The 13,388-nt window shown below is 66.6% G+C and carries 23 protein-coding genes; 14 read left to right on the forward strand and 9 right to left on the reverse strand.

Going from position 1 to position 13,388, the window contains the following annotated elements; translation table 11 throughout:
* Positions 1 to 96: 96 nt before the first annotated feature.
* The 4 genes from nreA (at position 97) to NDI85_RS05700 (ending at position 2,143) form a co-directional block, all read left to right on the forward strand.
* A complete protein-coding gene (nreA, locus tag NDI85_RS05685) occupies positions 97 to 1,392 on the forward strand; it encodes a DNA repair protein NreA (RefSeq protein WP_188993853.1) in 1,296 nt (431 codons plus the stop codon).
* A 49-nt stretch (positions 1,393 to 1,441) separates the two neighbouring features.
* The gene (locus tag NDI85_RS05690; RefSeq protein WP_188995715.1) at positions 1,442 to 1,624 is read left to right on the forward strand and encodes a hypothetical protein; all 183 of its coding nucleotides are present in this window, start codon (positions 1,442 to 1,444) and stop codon (positions 1,622 to 1,624) included.
* A gap of 78 nt (positions 1,625 to 1,702) precedes the next feature.
* Positions 1,703 to 1,876 carry a hypothetical protein gene (locus NDI85_RS05695; RefSeq protein WP_188993851.1) on the forward strand — a complete coding sequence of 58 codons (174 nt, stop codon included), beginning with the start codon at positions 1,703 to 1,705 and terminating at the stop codon, positions 1,874 to 1,876.
* 42 nt (positions 1,877 to 1,918) lie between these two features.
* A complete protein-coding gene (locus tag NDI85_RS05700; protein WP_310915206.1) occupies positions 1,919 to 2,143 on the forward strand; it encodes a hypothetical protein in 225 nt (74 codons plus the stop codon).
* Here the strand turns inward: NDI85_RS05700 and NDI85_RS05705 are convergent, their stop codons facing one another.
* Positions 2,144 to 2,428 carry a DUF5789 family protein gene (locus NDI85_RS05705; protein WP_166968822.1) on the reverse strand — a complete coding sequence of 95 codons (285 nt, stop codon included), beginning with the start codon at positions 2,426 to 2,428 and terminating at the stop codon, positions 2,144 to 2,146.
* Positions 2,429 to 2,568: 140 nt separating this feature from the next.
* Here NDI85_RS05705 and NDI85_RS05710 point away from each other — a divergent pair, with 140 nt between their 5' ends.
* The 3 genes from NDI85_RS05710 to NDI85_RS05720 are packed head-to-tail and all read left to right on the forward strand — an operon-like array spanning position 2,569 to position 4,597.
* Positions 2,569 to 3,603 carry a hypothetical protein gene (locus NDI85_RS05710; RefSeq protein WP_188993847.1) on the forward strand — a complete coding sequence of 345 codons (1,035 nt, stop codon included), beginning with the start codon at positions 2,569 to 2,571 and terminating at the stop codon, positions 3,601 to 3,603.
* A gap of 49 nt (positions 3,604 to 3,652) precedes the next feature.
* Complete coding sequence (locus NDI85_RS05715; RefSeq protein WP_188993845.1) at positions 3,653 to 3,979, forward strand: transcription factor S; 327 nt, start codon at positions 3,653 to 3,655, stop codon at positions 3,977 to 3,979.
* A gap of 6 nt (positions 3,980 to 3,985) precedes the next feature.
* Entirely contained in the window at positions 3,986 to 4,597 is a 612-nt protein-coding gene (locus tag NDI85_RS05720; RefSeq protein WP_310915207.1) for a hypothetical protein, read from the forward strand.
* Here the strand turns inward: NDI85_RS05720 and NDI85_RS05725 are convergent.
* From NDI85_RS05725 to NDI85_RS05745, 5 genes are all read right to left on the reverse strand, one after another.
* The gene (locus tag NDI85_RS05725) at positions 4,578 to 4,985 is read right to left on the reverse strand and encodes a hypothetical protein (protein WP_310915208.1); all 408 of its coding nucleotides are present in this window, start codon (positions 4,983 to 4,985) and stop codon (positions 4,578 to 4,580) included. The two genes, NDI85_RS05720 and NDI85_RS05725, sit on opposite strands and share 20 nt — an antisense overlap.
* Positions 4,982 to 5,191, reverse strand: coding sequence for a hypothetical protein (locus tag NDI85_RS05730; protein WP_188993841.1), 210 nt, complete (start codon positions 5,189 to 5,191; stop codon positions 4,982 to 4,984). The genes NDI85_RS05725 and NDI85_RS05730 overlap by 4 nt, the downstream gene beginning before the upstream one ends.
* A gap of 77 nt (positions 5,192 to 5,268) precedes the next feature.
* Complete coding sequence (locus NDI85_RS05735) at positions 5,269 to 5,991, reverse strand: methyltransferase domain-containing protein (RefSeq protein WP_310915209.1); 723 nt, start codon at positions 5,989 to 5,991, stop codon at positions 5,269 to 5,271.
* 1 nt (position 5,992) lies between these two features.
* Positions 5,993 to 6,391 carry a nascent polypeptide-associated complex protein gene (locus NDI85_RS05740; protein ID WP_310915210.1) on the reverse strand — a complete coding sequence of 133 codons (399 nt, stop codon included), beginning with the start codon at positions 6,389 to 6,391 and terminating at the stop codon, positions 5,993 to 5,995.
* A gap of 191 nt (positions 6,392 to 6,582) precedes the next feature.
* A complete protein-coding gene (locus NDI85_RS05745; RefSeq protein ID WP_310915211.1) occupies positions 6,583 to 7,185 on the reverse strand; it encodes a hypothetical protein in 603 nt (200 codons plus the stop codon).
* A 101-nt stretch (positions 7,186 to 7,286) separates the two neighbouring features.
* On the opposite strand from NDI85_RS05745, the gene NDI85_RS05750 reads away from it, so the two are divergent.
* Positions 7,287 to 7,679, forward strand: coding sequence for a transcriptional regulator (locus tag NDI85_RS05750; RefSeq protein WP_188993836.1), 393 nt, complete (start codon positions 7,287 to 7,289; stop codon positions 7,677 to 7,679).
* Here NDI85_RS05750 and NDI85_RS05755 read toward each other — a convergent pair whose 3' ends face one another.
* Both NDI85_RS05755 and NDI85_RS05760 read right to left on the reverse strand, forming a co-directional pair.
* Complete coding sequence (locus NDI85_RS05755; protein ID WP_310915212.1) at positions 7,680 to 8,129, reverse strand: hypothetical protein; 450 nt, start codon at positions 8,127 to 8,129, stop codon at positions 7,680 to 7,682.
* Between the two features lie 36 nt (positions 8,130 to 8,165).
* Positions 8,166 to 8,636, reverse strand: a complete 471-nt coding sequence (locus NDI85_RS05760) for a PUA domain-containing protein (RefSeq protein ID WP_310915213.1) — start codon at positions 8,634 to 8,636, stop codon at positions 8,166 to 8,168.
* A 174-nt stretch (positions 8,637 to 8,810) separates the two neighbouring features.
* Here NDI85_RS05760 and NDI85_RS05765 point away from each other — a divergent pair, with 174 nt between their 5' ends.
* A complete protein-coding gene (locus NDI85_RS05765) occupies positions 8,811 to 8,993 on the forward strand; it encodes a hypothetical protein (RefSeq protein ID WP_310915214.1) in 183 nt (60 codons plus the stop codon).
* A 46-nt stretch (positions 8,994 to 9,039) separates the two neighbouring features.
* Here the strand turns inward: NDI85_RS05765 and NDI85_RS05770 are convergent, their stop codons facing one another.
* Positions 9,040 to 9,537: an NYN domain-containing protein gene (locus NDI85_RS05770; protein ID WP_188993829.1), complete on the reverse strand. Its 498-nt coding sequence runs from the start codon at positions 9,535 to 9,537 to the stop codon at positions 9,040 to 9,042.
* 272 nt (positions 9,538 to 9,809) lie between these two features.
* On the opposite strand from NDI85_RS05770, the gene dapA reads away from it, so the two are divergent.
* The 5 genes from dapA (at position 9,810) to NDI85_RS05795 (ending at position 13,348) form a co-directional block, all read left to right on the forward strand.
* On the forward strand, positions 9,810 to 10,736 hold the full coding sequence (gene dapA, locus NDI85_RS05775; protein ID WP_188993827.1) for a 4-hydroxy-tetrahydrodipicolinate synthase: 927 nt from the start codon (positions 9,810 to 9,812) through the stop codon (positions 10,734 to 10,736).
* Positions 10,733 to 11,491: a 4-hydroxy-tetrahydrodipicolinate reductase gene (gene dapB, locus NDI85_RS05780; RefSeq protein ID WP_188993825.1), complete on the forward strand. Its 759-nt coding sequence runs from the start codon at positions 10,733 to 10,735 to the stop codon at positions 11,489 to 11,491. Before dapA ends, dapB begins: the two co-directional genes overlap by 4 nt.
* A gap of 75 nt (positions 11,492 to 11,566) precedes the next feature.
* Positions 11,567 to 11,695 carry a hypothetical protein gene (locus tag NDI85_RS05785; RefSeq protein ID WP_255491975.1) on the forward strand — a complete coding sequence of 43 codons (129 nt, stop codon included), beginning with the start codon at positions 11,567 to 11,569 and terminating at the stop codon, positions 11,693 to 11,695.
* A 104-nt stretch (positions 11,696 to 11,799) separates the two neighbouring features.
* Positions 11,800 to 12,639 carry a 2,3,4,5-tetrahydropyridine-2,6-dicarboxylate N-succinyltransferase gene (locus tag NDI85_RS05790; protein ID WP_188993823.1) on the forward strand — a complete coding sequence of 280 codons (840 nt, stop codon included), beginning with the start codon at positions 11,800 to 11,802 and terminating at the stop codon, positions 12,637 to 12,639.
* Positions 12,640 to 12,814: 175 nt separating this feature from the next.
* Complete coding sequence (locus NDI85_RS05795; RefSeq protein ID WP_229783060.1) at positions 12,815 to 13,348, forward strand: hypothetical protein; 534 nt, start codon at positions 12,815 to 12,817, stop codon at positions 13,346 to 13,348.
* Positions 13,349 to 13,388 lie beyond the last annotated feature (40 nt).

A 13,388-nucleotide genomic window follows, 5' to 3' on the forward strand; every position in this document is an offset into this window, starting at 1 on the left:
ATATCACCCGTTGTTACTCAGTCCAGGTACGTAATACTTGTTCACAGACGTTCGGCAGGGACAGGTTCATGCCCGACAGGGGCAAAGCGCAGATAGATGCAGCTCGACGAGTTCATCGAGGGGTTCGAACGTGACGAGGCCGCCGAGAAGCGTCGCCTCGCCGAGGAGAAGTCCTACGCCATCACCGATCATCTCGAAGACGTCGAGCGGCAGTTCCAGGAGACGGTACAGGGCGACTCGCTCTTTGGTTCGACGGCCCCCGAGATATTCGTCGGCCGGTCGGGCTACCCGAACGTCTCGACGGGCCTGCTCTCGCCCGTCGACCGGGACGCCGCCGCCGAAGGGTTCGCGACGAGCAGCGAGTGGTACGACGCCGGTCTCGGCATCGAGGACGTCCTCCAGCGACGGACGGGAATGCTCAACTCGACCCGACCGACCGCCGTCGACGCCGTGAGTACGGGGGGTCGCCGCGGGAGCGACGCCGGCGGCGCCTACGACGTGTGGAACGGCTTCGTCGGCGTCCAGCGCGAAGTCGCCATCGCCGACCATCCGGTCGACGTCGAGGTGGGACTCGACGGGACGCCCGAACTGGACGTGCAGTTCGACGACGTGGGGACGCCGACCGGGCCGCGTGCCCACGCGACCGGCGCGGACTTAGCGGAGAACCCCCACGTCCCCCGGCCCGTCGAGAAGACGCTCTCGGACGACGACTGGCAGGCCGAGGGCGCGATGACGTACCTCTACCGCCGCGGTTTCGACGTCTACGACATCAACACTATCCTCTCGGCCGGGGCGCTCGGACAGGCCAGCGAGCGGTCGCTGGTGCCGACACGGTGGTCCATCACCGCAGTCGACGACACCGTTGGCCAGTACCTCCGGGGGACCACGCGCAACAGCGACACTATCGACAAGCCCGAAGTCTGGTACAACGAGTACATGGGGAACCGCTACTGGGTCCTGCTGGCGCCGGGCCGCTGGGAGTTCGAACTCGTCGAGATGAAAGCACCCGAGAGCGTCTGGAACCCCCGGCCCGGGACGGGGTACTACATGTCGAGCGCTCACGAGGGGTACGAGGGTCGGACGGGGTACGTAGCGGAGACGGCCGGCGCGTACTACGCCGCCCGCCTCGGCGTCCTCGAACACTTACAGGAGCGCGGCCGACAGGCGAAGTGTCTCGTCCTCCGGGAGATCACCGACGACTACTGGGCGCCCGTCGGCGTCTGGCAGGTCCGTGAAGGGGTCCGCAACGCGTTCGACGGCGAACCCGGCGTCGGCCAGTCGTTCCGCGAGACGCTCTCGGCCGTGAGCGACCGTCTGCCGGTCAGTATGGGGGCACTGCGCCGCAAGTCCGAACTCGTCGCCGGCCTGCAGTCACAGCTCTCGGACTTCTGACCGCCCAGAAGTGACAACGATTAATGCAGACGCTACGGTACTGCCCAGTGTGTCCCCTCCACTCCTGTTGTTCCCCGGCATGCCCGGTACTACCGAACTGATCATCATCCTCCTGCTGATGGTGCCGTTTTTGATCGTCCCCCTCGGCCTCGTCGCCGCCGCGTACCTGTTCGGAAAGCGACGTGGTCGGTCCGAGGTGGCCGACGGCGACGGGACAGAGCGTGTCGAGTAAGAGACAGAGAGTCCCCTTCTCACGCCCGCTGCGGCCGGAATCGACTGGTTTAACCGTCCGAATCCGTGAGGTTCGACTGTGTCCCCTCAGCCCGCAGACACCGCCCCGCCCGAGGAGTTGACGAGTCAGGCCTACCACATCACCGTCGACGACGGCCGAGACTCGTTCTGTGCACTCAGCATCGAGTCGCCCGACGTCGAGACGGCGTGGCTCATCTCGGATACGGTCCGCTCGCTAGAGAGCATGCGATAGCGTCTCAAAAGCGGTTTTAGCCCGCCCGTGCTACGCCCAGCTATGTACCTGCTACTGCAGGGTCCGGGACTGGGCGGGCTGGTCGTCGTCTTCCTCCTGCTGCTGGCGATGGTGATCCCCGTCGTCGTCGTCTTCGGTATCGCCCTGTATCTGACGAGCAATCAGTGGGACGACCGGAAAGATGTGGTCGGGACGCCGGCGGACCCGACGGTAGACACGGACGAGACGCCCACAGAAGACCAGCGTGCCGACGACGAGTCGGCGTAGTTACTCGGTCGGGACGGGACCGGTGCCGATGACCTCACGGACCGCGGCCTCGAACTCGTGGCGGTCGGTGAAGTACGGTACGTCGACGTCCTCCATGACCACGGCCAGTTCCTGTGGGCCGTCGGGCGTCCGGATGGTGGTGTCCCCCTCTCGGTCGACGACCGTGCTGTGTTCGATGCCCCACGTGAGTCGGGCGGTGACGCGGGCCAGCGGCGCCCCCTCGACGTCGGGCCCCTCGCCGAGTTCGACGGCCGGCGCCTCTTCCTCGCTATCGTCGTCGCTCATACTCGAACTGTTCCCGCCGGCCCGATTAGTGCTTTCGGAATGCGAGCGGTCCGTCGGCACCGTTCGCCACGCGTCGCTCGCGCGCACGTCATGCGCCCGTCTGACGGGTAGTTTTGAGGAACGCCGTCCTAGAGGCGTCTATGACCAGTCTGACGGACGTCTACGAGGGGGAGGTCGGCCGCGTCGCGTCACGTCGCCAGCAGCTCGTCGGATCGGGGCTGTTCCTCGCCGGGGTCGCGGGACTCGTCGCCGCTATCGCGCTGGCGACGACGAACGCGGGGTCGACGGTCGGCCTCGGGGACTACGCCGCCCGGAAGGCCGCCGGCATCCTCGCAGGCATCGGTCTCCCAGTGGTCGTCCTCGGCGTCTTCGCCGTCCTGCCGGCGAGTCGACGCGTTCGAGCGACGGCGATTCTCGGCGCGTGCGTCTCCATGCTCGGCGTCGCCGTGTTCCAGCACATCTACCCCTACAACTGGATGACGAACGCGCCGCTTCAGGCACTCGGGACCAGCATCGTCTACGTCGCCGGCGTCCTGACGACGTTCTGGTGTCTCTTTGTGGCACTCGCGACGTTCAACACCCGGAAGTCGCCGGGCGGCACCGCTCGAATGGCAGTTACCGAGGAGGGGACTATCAAACTCGTCGAGGAAGCTCGCTCGATTCCGGGCCTCGGTGGCATCGGGTTCTTCGGCGAGGACCCGGACGGCGGCGTCGAGACGCAGACCAACCGACACGAGGCGGGGCACGGGACAGTCAGTGACGGCGGCGACGAGAGCGAGGTGCTTCGGTCCCCTGCCGGGTCGGGTACACAAAGCGGGACGGGGTCCACGACCGGCCCACAGAGCGCCGGCCGGCAGTCCGCAAACGGACGACCAGACGAGACCGACGCCGAGCAGTCCACGAGCGTCGGCCCGTCGGAGCACGAACTCGACCCGGATATCGCCAGTGCCGGCCCAGAATCCGCCCCGAGCACGGACGGCGGGACGACGCCCCACACCGGTCAGGACCCCATCACCGAGACGGCCGTCCACCGCGGCGAACCCGACAACTACTGCGGTAACTGCCGGCACTTCCAGTACGTGATGGACGGCGACGACATCCAGCCGTACTGTACGTTCCACAGCGAGCAGTTGGACGACATGGACCCGTGTCCGGCGTGGGTCACCAACGACTGACGCGAACCCCGGCGTTTAACACGCCCGCGTTGCTTAACGGAGGACAACAATGGAGTTTTGCGACGACTGCGGTTCGATGATGAAGACAGAGGACGACGTGTGGCTCTGTGAGAGTTGTGGCTACGAGAAATCGCGCAACGCCGACGCCGAACGGGAGATGGCCGTCACCACGCAGGGTCAAGAAGAGTCGGAAATCGTCGACACCTCGGAAGTGGACGCCGCGGACATGGGGCCGACGACCGGTGCCCGCTGTCCGGAGTGTGGCAACGAACGGGCCTTCTACGAGATGAAACAGATTCGGGCCGCCGACGAGTCCGAGACCCGGTTTTTCACCTGCACCGAGTGTGAACACAAGTGGCGCGAGGACGACCACTGAGATAGCGTGTCCGACGACGCCTCGTTTCCAGACGTTCCCGCAGACCACCTGCGCGAAGAGGGGTGGGAACTGACAGACGAGAGCGTCGAGACGGTGTTCAAACTGCCGACGGCCAGCGTCGTCGGCGCGACGAAACTGTACGACGACGTGCGCACGCGTACGGCGGCCGAGGCCGCCGCCGGCGTCGACCACCAGTGGCGCTTCTTCTTCGCGACGGCGCTGACCTTCCGTCCCCCGCTGGCACCGGGTATCGGCCCGGCCATGATTCTCCCGACAGTCCGTTCGGAGGCCAACTCGACGTTCGCCGACGAACTGCGTGACCGCGGCTTCGAAGACGTCGAGCGCGGTCGACGGGAGCGGATTCGGACCGACAGCGGTGCCCGGGCGAGGCTCCGGACGTACACGGCGTCGATGCCGCTCCCCGAGACCGACGCGACGCTGTCGATAACGGGATGGGTCGGAGTCTGGCACGGTGACGGGTTCCGCATCGCCGCCGGCGCCTATCCCGACGATGCCATCGGCGAGTTACTCGGCCTGTCGGACCCGCCCGAACGGCTCCGACGCCGACCCCGCGAGTACCGCGACGACCTGCTCTCGCTCATCCGCGCCGTCGAGTGACGGCGGCCAGTACTGGCCCCTCCGGAACGAGTTCGACGGGGCCGAGTCCGAGACGCCGAGCCACGGGACTCGGGTCGGCGGCCGCTCCGATGCGTGCGACCGGGACGCCACGGGTCTGCACTTCGACAGTCAGTCCAACGGAGGCCAACGCGGCCGCCACGTCCATCGTATCGACCGGGAGCCGACGCCACAGCGAGAGGGCGGCGGGGAGCGACGGGAGGTCGACGGCGACGACGTCGTCGTAGCCGACGACAGTCAGCCCGTAGCCGTCCACCTCGACGTCGAGGTCCGCTTCGACGCCGAGGGACGGCCGGCCCTCTATCGCGTCCAGTAGCTCTGCAACGGTCTCGATTGGCTCGTGGTTCCGCCGCTCGGTCGTCGTCGTCACTCGTTCTCGCGGGTAGTAATAGTCAGCGTGCCGTCGACACGCCAGTGTGCGTAGTCGGCGTCGTCGCCGGTCTTGCTCGGTACGTCGACTTCCATGTCCTCGAACTCGTAGGTTATCTCGGCGTTACGGCCGGTGAGCCGGTCGTACAGTCCGATGGCGAGTTCGGGCCACGTCGTCGTCTCGTCTGGAGTCTCGGCTTCGCTCATACACCCACACGTACGTGTCAATGGGGCTTGAAACCACGGCCCAACGAGTCCGGGACAGGGAGGGGAGGCCCGATATGTCAGGGCCGACGGGCAAAGGTGAGATAGCCGGTGTGGCCGACCCCACCGGTGGACGGCCGCGAGCCTCGGTCGTCGAAGTCCATCTCGCGCTGGATGGTGTCGAGGGTCTCGACGTTGTCGAGGCCCACCTCGGTGGCCGCAACGACGACCTCGCGCGTGTTCTCGACGAACGGGGAGTACACCGCGAGCGACCCGCCGCGGTCGAGCAACGTCGGCGTTCGCTCGACGACGGTCGGCGCGTCCTCGGTATCGAGCGTCACCACGTCGAAGCCCGAGAGGTCGTCGAGATCGTCGGTCACGTCGCCGGTCCGGACCTCGACGGCGTCCTCGACGCCGGCCACCGCCATGTTCTCGCGGGCCACCTCGGCGAACTCGGGGTCTATCTCGTAGGTCACGACGTCGGCACCCAGTCGACCCATGTACGCGCTGAGGATGCCGGTCCCGGTCCCCGCGTCGAGGACCCGGTCGCCCGCGGCGACGCCGGTCTTGCCGACGACGAGGCCCACGTCGCGGGGCATCATCGGCGCGCCGGTCCGTTCGAGGTGATTGAACAGGTCCGGGCCGCGGAGGCGTCGGACCGTAAAGCCGGTTCCCAGATGCGTCTCCACGACGTCGCCGGGTTCGACGTCTTCGGGGACCTCCAGAATGCCGAGGTCCGATTCGAAGCGCTCGCCCGGGTCCAGCAGGTACTCGCGGTCCTCGTGGACGAACAGGTAGGACACGTTACTCCAGTTGGTCGACGGCGTCCGCGAGGTCGCCGTCGTTGTCTTCGAGGGCCTCGCGGGCCGTCTCCTCGTCCACACCCGTTCGCATCGCGACGAGTTCGACGTCGTCGGCGTCGACCGCGGTTCCGTCGTCACCGCTCTCGACCGTCTCGCTGTCGCCGGCCACGTCGTCGCTTCCGGCGCCCCGTTCGCGGGTCTCGGGATCGCCGACGACCTGATACGTCTTCTGGCCCTGCGCCTCCATCAACTGGACCTCCGCGTCGGTAAAGACGAGTTCCTCGTCCGGTGTTCGGATGATTACCTCTTCGGCATCGATGTCGTCCATGTCGATGCCCATCTGTTCCATCATCTGCTTCATCTTGCGAGGGTTCATGCCCCCGCCGCCGCCTCCAAACATACTCCGGACTGCGCGTTCTGGATAAAAAAGGCTAGCGACCCACCTTTTTCGACGGGGGCATCGGGCGCGTCGTGTCCTCAACCCCCACCCAAAAACGTGGGCGAAAAAGGCCGGTCGCGCGCCGCGCGACCGGGACGGCAACCGATGAGACAGCTACCGAACGGCCCACGCCTCGGTGTGGCCGTCCGCTCTCACGCACCGTCGTCCGTCGTCTTCCGGGGTAGGTCACCGTACAGTTCGCGGTTCATCAGGTCGGCGACGAACTGCCGGACGGCGACTAGCAGTTCGTCCTCGTCGGCGTAACTGACGACTCTGGCGTCCCAGCGCTGGCCGATACTGCGAATCATCGCGCTGGAGACGGCGTCCTCGTGGGCGAACAGCACCCGTTCGCGGTCGGTGTCGTCCATGTCTTCGAGTACCGACCCGACTTCCATCCCGACGCCCAGTTTGTCGCCCAGTCCCGGGACGACGAACAGCGTCGCGTTGCTGGCCCGGGCGAAGGCGATGCTCTGGCTCGCGGCGTCCATCTCCGAGAGCGGTATCTCCGGGTCGACGGCGAGGAAGGCGTTGACGCCGGGGTTCTCTCGGAGACGACCCTGCACGCGGCGGAGCGTCGCCATCATCTCGTCGAGTTCGTCGTCGTCGGCCCTCGCGGCCGGGAGCGAGACGGCCGCCGGGTCGACGCTGTCGGGAACCAACTTCTCGACGTCGAAGGTTGTGTACGGACCCATCAGGTAGACGAGGAAGTCGCCGTAGGCCACCTCGCCGAGCGAGGACTTGATGAGGGCGCGCATATCGGGGCCACTCCCGGAGAGTATATAAAACACGGCGTTACTCAGCGTCGGCTGACTCAACAACCGTTATGTCGGTCGCGCCACGAGTTACGGGTAGACAGATGGGCATCAAGACACCCGAGGAGGGGACCGGGCCGGCCGACCCGGCGGACCTCCTGCCAGAGGGGGGCGTCCTCACGTTCGAGGAGTACATGGCGATGCAACGCGCCGTCGGCAACGAGACGCGCTTTCGCATCCTCTATCGGCTGAAACGCGACGGCTCGATGAGCGCCAAAGAGCTTCGGGAGGCGCTGGACCTGCCCGGAAACACGCTCCACCACCACCTCGACACGCTGGTCGACGTCGGCCTCGTGGAGAACCGCAAGCGCAAGGAACCCGACAGCGAGGGGCTGTACTCCTACTACCGCGCGACCGGCCTCGGCGAGGGTCTGCTGGACCACGGCGTCGAGGAACTGCTGCGGCGCGAACAGGTGTTCGCGGACGCCTATCGGTAGTCACTCCTCGACGAGCAACACCATCCTGTCCGCCATCAGTTCGAGGATGTGATTCGACCCGTGGCGCACGTCGAACGCCTCGATAGTGACTGGGAACGTCCTGTTCTCGTCGCCCTCGACGTCGACCGCTAGTTCGTACTCACCGGGGTCGGCGATGCCAGTGTCGAACTCGGCACGACCGCCCGGTTCGACGGTCGGTGATTCGTCGAGTAAGGTCGTTTCACCTCGCGTGAGTGTCACACTGACGGTCTGTTCGACGTCGCGTCCGTTACTGACGACCAGCAGAATCGGGTCGTCGGGGTCGGGCGTCACCGTGTCGGTCTCTGTCGACGACGTGTCGGTCTCTGTCGAGTCGCCGGTAGGCGTTTCGTCTGGCGTACCGGGACCCGTACACCCGGCGAGCGATGCGATGGAGAGGGCGGCGGCCGTGAGGACCTGACGGCGGCGCATATTCCGCAGTTCCGAGCGGTCGAATAAGTGCTTTGTTCAGTCGCCGTCGGCACCACGGCGAACCTTCACGGCCATCCCCGTCTCGAAGTCGGTCATCCCGTGGCCCGGCAGTTCCGCGCGCCCGACGGCCAGCAAGTCGCCGTCCTCGTGGACGACCAGCGCCTCGTCGCCGGGACGCAGGTCGGGGTCGGCCTGCTGGACGAACTTCGCGAAGGCGTTGCGCCCCTCGCGGACGAACGGTTCGCTCTCGTCGCCGACGACGACGCGATGACGCGGCGCTTCGAAGTGCGCGTGCAGGCGGCGGCCGCCGGCAAGCCCCAGCGTGTAGCGGCCGTCGGTGCCGTAGGTGACCAGACGGCCGTCCTCGGCGATGACCTGTCGCGGCCGGCCCGAACTCGTGTGCGTTACCTCGATAGCGTCGACCGACGGGAACAGGGCCCGGCCCGCGCCGCGGCCGAACTGGTAGTCTGCGCCGCGGCGGAGGCTACGGTACTCGCTCTCGCTCATTGGCGGTGTTCACGGCCGGGACACCAACCCCCTTTCGGTCCGGCGGCAGATCCACTGTCGTGGCACTATATTGACAGGCGGCCGTAATACTGTGGTGTTTGTGACTGTCTAACGCACCCCCGTCCGTCGGTTTTGGGGAAATTTATACCGGATGAACGCAAAGCGAGGGGTACAATGGCTACCGACAACCGAAAAGTGATACTGGGTGCGCTGTTGCTGTTTGTCAGCACGGCGCTCATCCTCGGGACAGGACCGATAGACGTCGCCATCCCGGCCGTCGCCGCCGGCATCGCGGCGCTGGGGCTGGCGGCGGGTGCGCTCCTCGTTGGCACCTCCGAAGACGGTCGCCCGGTCTAAGCCCGACAGCGTATATTCGCCGAGACCGACTGCTCGTGAGTGACCACTACAGCAGGAACCGGTCCGGGTCCTCGCTCAGGTCGACGAACCCGTCGACGGCGTCTTTCAGGTCCTCCGAAGAGGACTCCTCGAAGCCCATCGCCTCGATGCGACAGCCCTCGTGACGGACGTAGCGACAGACCCGAGCGAAGTCGCCGTCGCCGGTACAGAGGACGACGGCGTCGTTGTGTTTCGCCAGCGTGACGGCGTCGAGACTCATCCCCACGTCCCAGTCGGCCTTCTTCGACCCGTCCTGGAACGTCTTTATCTCCTTGATGCGCGTCTCGAAGCCGATGTCGACGAGCGCCTCGAAGAACGTCTCCTCCTCGGGGGAGTCCGCACGGATGACGTAGGCGATGGCGCGAGTGAGTTCCCGGCCGTCGACGGCCTCCTCCAGCAGGGCCGAGTAGTCGATGTTCCGCGTGTAGAGACTCCGGGCGGTGTGATAGAGGTTCTGCGCGTCGGCGAGGACGGCGACGCGCTGACCCGGGTGTGATACGGTCATAACTGGATTTGGCGGCCCCTCTCGGATAGGTTTTCGGATGAACACGAAAGAACACAACAGCTAAGTCCCTCACGGTCTGTCACACAAGCATGCGACGCCGCTCTCACGCCACGGACGGACCGGTCGTCAGCGGCGTCTGCGTCCGCTCGAAACGTAAGCGCACGCACCACTACTGACTCGCGGCGGGCGTGGCACCCCCGTCACGGGTCGATTTCTCCCGCACCGCCTGCAACCGGACCACATATCCCAGAGCGACACCACAGCACTCAGCAATGACAGCAATCGATTTCCACGGCGTCTACCCCGCGATGTGTACGCCGTTCAACGACGACGAGGACCGCAGTATCGACTTCGAGACACTCCGAGCAGACGCCCAGCGACTCGAAGCGGCCGGCGTCGACGGCCTCGTCCCGGTCGGGTCGACCGGCGAGTCCGCGACGATGACCCACGACGAACACGTCGAGGTCGTCGAGGCCGTCATCGACGCCGTCGACGACGTACCGGTCATCGCCGGCACCGGGTCGAACAACACCCGCGAGGCGCTCTCGCTCTCTCAGCGGGCCGCCGACGCCGGTGCGGACGCTCTCTTGCTCATCTCGCCGTACTACAACAAGCCCGAACAACAGGGCCTTATCGACCACTACACGACCATCGCCGACGAGGTCGACTGCCCGCAAATCGTCTACAACGTTCCCTCGCGCACCGGACGCAACATCGAACCGGACACGGCCGTCGAACTGGCGAGCCACGAGAACATCCGCGCGTTCAAGGCCGCCAGCGGCGATATGAACCAGATCTCGGAGATCATCGAGCGCACGCGCGACGAGGAGTTCACGGTGCTGTCGGGCGACGACGGCATGACCCTCCCCATCCTCGCTGTCGGTGGTCACGGCTGTATCTCCGTCTCCGCGAACGTCGAACCCGAACGGACCTGTGCGATGGTCGGCGCGGCACTGGCCGAGGATTACGAACGCGCTCGGGCCATCCACCACGAACTGGGGCCGCTGTTCCGTACGCTGTTCGTCGAGACGAACCCCATCCCGGTCAAGGAGGCGATGCGCATCCGGGGCTATGGGCCCGCCAACGTCCGGTCGCCGCTGACGCGCCTCTCCGAGGAACACCTCGACGACCTGCGTGACGTACTCGCGGTGCTCGAGGACGAGGACCTCGAAGACGAGTACGCGGAGATAGAACGATGACGCGGGTCGCCGTCAACGGCCTCACCGGCCGGATGGGCGGTGCCGTCGTCGAGACGGCCGCCGACCGCGACGTCGAGGTCGTCGTCGGGTTCGCCACGAGCGACGTCGAACGGGCCCACGGCGTCCCGGTCGTCCACCCCGACGAGGCGGCCGACGCGCTCCGGGAGTACGACGCCGAGGTGGTCGTCGACTTCGCGGCCCCCGAGGGCGCGCTGACCGTCGCCGACGCCTGCGCCGAGACGGGCGTCGCGATGGTCGTCGGCACTACCGGGTTCGACGAGGACGGCCTCGACCACCTCGCCGCCGTCAGCGCGGAGGTGCCGCTCCTGAAGGCGAGCAACTTCTCGCAGGGGATTCAGGTGCTCCAGCGACTCGTCGGCGAGGCCGTCCGCGCGCTGGACGACTACGACCTCGAACTCATGGAGAGCCACCACAACGGCAAGGTCGACGCGCCGTCGGGCACGGCAAACAGCATCCTCGCGACGATTCAGGAAGAGCGGGACGTCGACCCCGTCTACGGCCGAGAGGGCCACGCGCCACGTGACGAGGACGAAATCGGCGTCTTCGCTCGTCGAGCGGGCGACATCCGCGGCGAACACGAACTCATCCTCGCGGGCAACGACGAAGTGCTGTCTCTCTCACACCGGGCCGAGGACCGCGGCGTCTTTGCGGCGGGCGCGCTGGACGCGGCGACGTGGCTCGTCGGCCGCGACCCCGGACAGTACGAGTTCGGCGAGGTCGTCGACGCCTCATAGGCCCCTTCGACACCCTAATACAGTTCGGTCAATATAACGCATAGCCTTATACGAAGCGGCGCCGGAGCGACAGGTATGGCTACGCAACACAGCGGTCGATTGCCAGCGTCGAAGTGTCCCCACTGTTCCGGCGAGTTCGAGATAGCGACCAGCGTCGGACTCTGTCCGGACTGCGGGTACGTTCCGGGCGAAGGGTCGGACTGAGATACCGGCGGTTTTCGAACGCCGGTTTCCCCAGCAGGTGTCGTCGCCGTGACCGGTCGAAATCCCCGGTCGCTATACGTCCGGAGGCGGTACCGACGGCCAAGATGCTCGGACAAGACCTCGAACAGAACATCGGGGACCTCTGGACAGCGTACGAACAGGGAGCCACCGTAGAGGACGTCGAACCGCCGCAACTGGACACGCTCGATGCGTTCCTCACCGCGCTGGAGAACGGCGACGTCCGCGCCGCCGAGAAGGTCGACGGCGAGTGGCAGGCAAACGAGTGGGTCAAGCAGGGCATCCTGCTCAACTTCGCGTTCCGGAAGACCCACAGCCGAGAGTACGGCGGGGTCAAGTACCACGACGTCCTTCCCCTCCGAGACACCGGTGACCTCGGCGAGCGCGGCACCCGGAACACGCCCGACGGGACGACCATCCGCCGGGGCGCGTACCTCGGCGAGGACTGCATCATGATGTCGCCCTCCTTCGTCAACATCGGCGCACACGTCGGCGACGGCACCCTCATCGACTCCTGTGACACCGTCGGCTCCTGTGCCCAGATCGGCGAGAACGTCAAACTCGGCGCGAACACGCTCATCGGCGGTGTCCTCGAACCGGTCGAGAGCGCGCCGGTCATCGTCGAGGACGACGTCTCGCTCGGTGCCGGCTGTCGCGTGACCAGCGGATTCGTCGTGGGCGAAGGGAGCGTCGTCGGCGAGAACACGCTCCTGACCCCGCGCATCCCCGTCTACGACCTCGTCGAGGACGAGGTCATCTACGGCGAACTGCCGCCCGAGCGGCGTGCGTTCCAGCGCTTCGTCGACTCCTCGGTCGGCGAGAACGACCTCATCCCCGGCGGCGCGTACAAGCCCGCCGTCGTCGCCACCGACGTCGAGGAGGAGACGCTGGAGGCGACGGAGCGAGAGGACGCGCTCAGAGACTAAGCAGGGGAGAGCGCCCCCTCGGGTTGCGAGCGGCGACCAAAGGGAGTCGTGAGTAGTAGCGAGCAGACAGACCACGCTCTCCATCGAGTGTCGGAGCGTAAGCGCGCGTTACTCACACGGACGCCGGCGTACACTATCTGTTGTATATTTGTTACCAACTCGCATAGTGGTCGGTATGAGCGAGCGACTCGGCACCGCACGTCTCGCACACTCGCTCCGGTACGAGTGGGGTGCGGGCGCCGCTGGCGGACTCGTCGGCGGCGTCGGAATGGGAATCGTCTTCCACGCCGGTGCGAACCTCATGCCGTTCGTGGGCGCGCTCTACGGGTGGCCGACGGTGGTCGGTGGCTGGGCCGTCCACCTGCTGAACAGCGTCCTCGCCGGCGTGGTGTTCAGCCTCCTCGTCTCGCATCCGTTGGTCGACGAGCAGACGACTGAACTGGCCGAGTACGTCGCGGCCGGCGTCGTCTACGCGGCCGCCATCGGGCTGCTCTCGACGGGGGTGTTGTTGCCCGTCTCGATGCAAGCGCTGGGCGTCCAGTCGTTCCCGGAGCCACTGGTGCCGCTTCCGGGGTTGCTCGGGACGTTCCTCGTCGTCGTCTCGGTGGGCGTCGCCCACGTCGTCTACGGCGTCCTCCTCGGGGCGACCTACGCCACCGTTCGGGGCCGACTGCGGGCGGGTGTCGAGACCGCAGAGAGCATGCCCTGAGGTGCTATCGAAGCGGAACCCTTGTTAGCCGCCGTCGCCG

Origin of the sequence: Haloarcula sp. S1AR25-4, assembly GCF_031624555.1 — an archaeon.
GTDB classification, from domain to species: domain Archaea; phylum Halobacteriota; class Halobacteria; order Halobacteriales; family Haloarculaceae; genus Haloarcula; species Haloarcula pellucida.

Excerpts from the sequence above, each read along its gene's own strand:
- NDI85_RS05730 (WP_188993841.1), bottom strand. The coding sequence starts at position 5,191 with ATGAGCGAAGCCGAGACTCCAGACGAGACGACGACGTGGCCCGAACTC.
- NDI85_RS05710 (WP_188993847.1), top strand. The coding sequence starts at position 2,569 with ATGACCAGTCTGACGGACGTCTACGAGGGGGAGGTCGGCCGCGTCGCG.
- NDI85_RS05705 (WP_166968822.1), bottom strand. The coding sequence starts at position 2,428 with ATGAGCGACGACGATAGCGAGGAAGAGGCGCCGGCCGTCGAACTCGGC.
- NDI85_RS05740 (WP_310915210.1), bottom strand. The coding sequence starts at position 6,391 with ATGTTTGGAGGCGGCGGCGGGGGCATGAACCCTCGCAAGATGAAGCAG.
- NDI85_RS05755 (WP_310915212.1), bottom strand. The coding sequence starts at position 8,129 with ATGCGCCGCCGTCAGGTCCTCACGGCCGCCGCCCTCTCCATCGCATCG.
- dapA (WP_188993827.1), top strand. The coding sequence starts at position 9,810 with ATGACAGCAATCGATTTCCACGGCGTCTACCCCGCGATGTGTACGCCG.
- NDI85_RS05750 (WP_188993836.1), top strand. The coding sequence starts at position 7,287 with ATGGGCATCAAGACACCCGAGGAGGGGACCGGGCCGGCCGACCCGGCG.
- nreA (WP_188993853.1), top strand. The coding sequence starts at position 97 with ATGCAGCTCGACGAGTTCATCGAGGGGTTCGAACGTGACGAGGCCGCC.
- NDI85_RS05715 (WP_188993845.1), top strand. The coding sequence starts at position 3,653 with ATGGAGTTTTGCGACGACTGCGGTTCGATGATGAAGACAGAGGACGAC.
- NDI85_RS05795 (WP_229783060.1), top strand. The coding sequence starts at position 12,815 with ATGAGCGAGCGACTCGGCACCGCACGTCTCGCACACTCGCTCCGGTAC.
- NDI85_RS05790 (WP_188993823.1), top strand. The coding sequence starts at position 11,800 with ATGCTCGGACAAGACCTCGAACAGAACATCGGGGACCTCTGGACAGCG.
- NDI85_RS05785 (WP_255491975.1), top strand. The coding sequence starts at position 11,567 with ATGGCTACGCAACACAGCGGTCGATTGCCAGCGTCGAAGTGTCCCCAC.
- NDI85_RS05745 (WP_310915211.1), bottom strand. The coding sequence starts at position 7,185 with ATGCGCGCCCTCATCAAGTCCTCGCTCGGCGAGGTGGCCTACGGCGAC.
- dapB (WP_188993825.1), top strand. The coding sequence starts at position 10,733 with ATGACGCGGGTCGCCGTCAACGGCCTCACCGGCCGGATGGGCGGTGCC.
- NDI85_RS05700 (WP_310915206.1), top strand. The coding sequence starts at position 1,919 with ATGTACCTGCTACTGCAGGGTCCGGGACTGGGCGGGCTGGTCGTCGTC.
- NDI85_RS05760 (WP_310915213.1), bottom strand. The coding sequence starts at position 8,636 with ATGAGCGAGAGCGAGTACCGTAGCCTCCGCCGCGGCGCAGACTACCAG.
- NDI85_RS05765 (WP_310915214.1), top strand. The coding sequence starts at position 8,811 with ATGGCTACCGACAACCGAAAAGTGATACTGGGTGCGCTGTTGCTGTTT.
- NDI85_RS05770 (WP_188993829.1), bottom strand. The coding sequence starts at position 9,537 with ATGACCGTATCACACCCGGGTCAGCGCGTCGCCGTCCTCGCCGACGCG.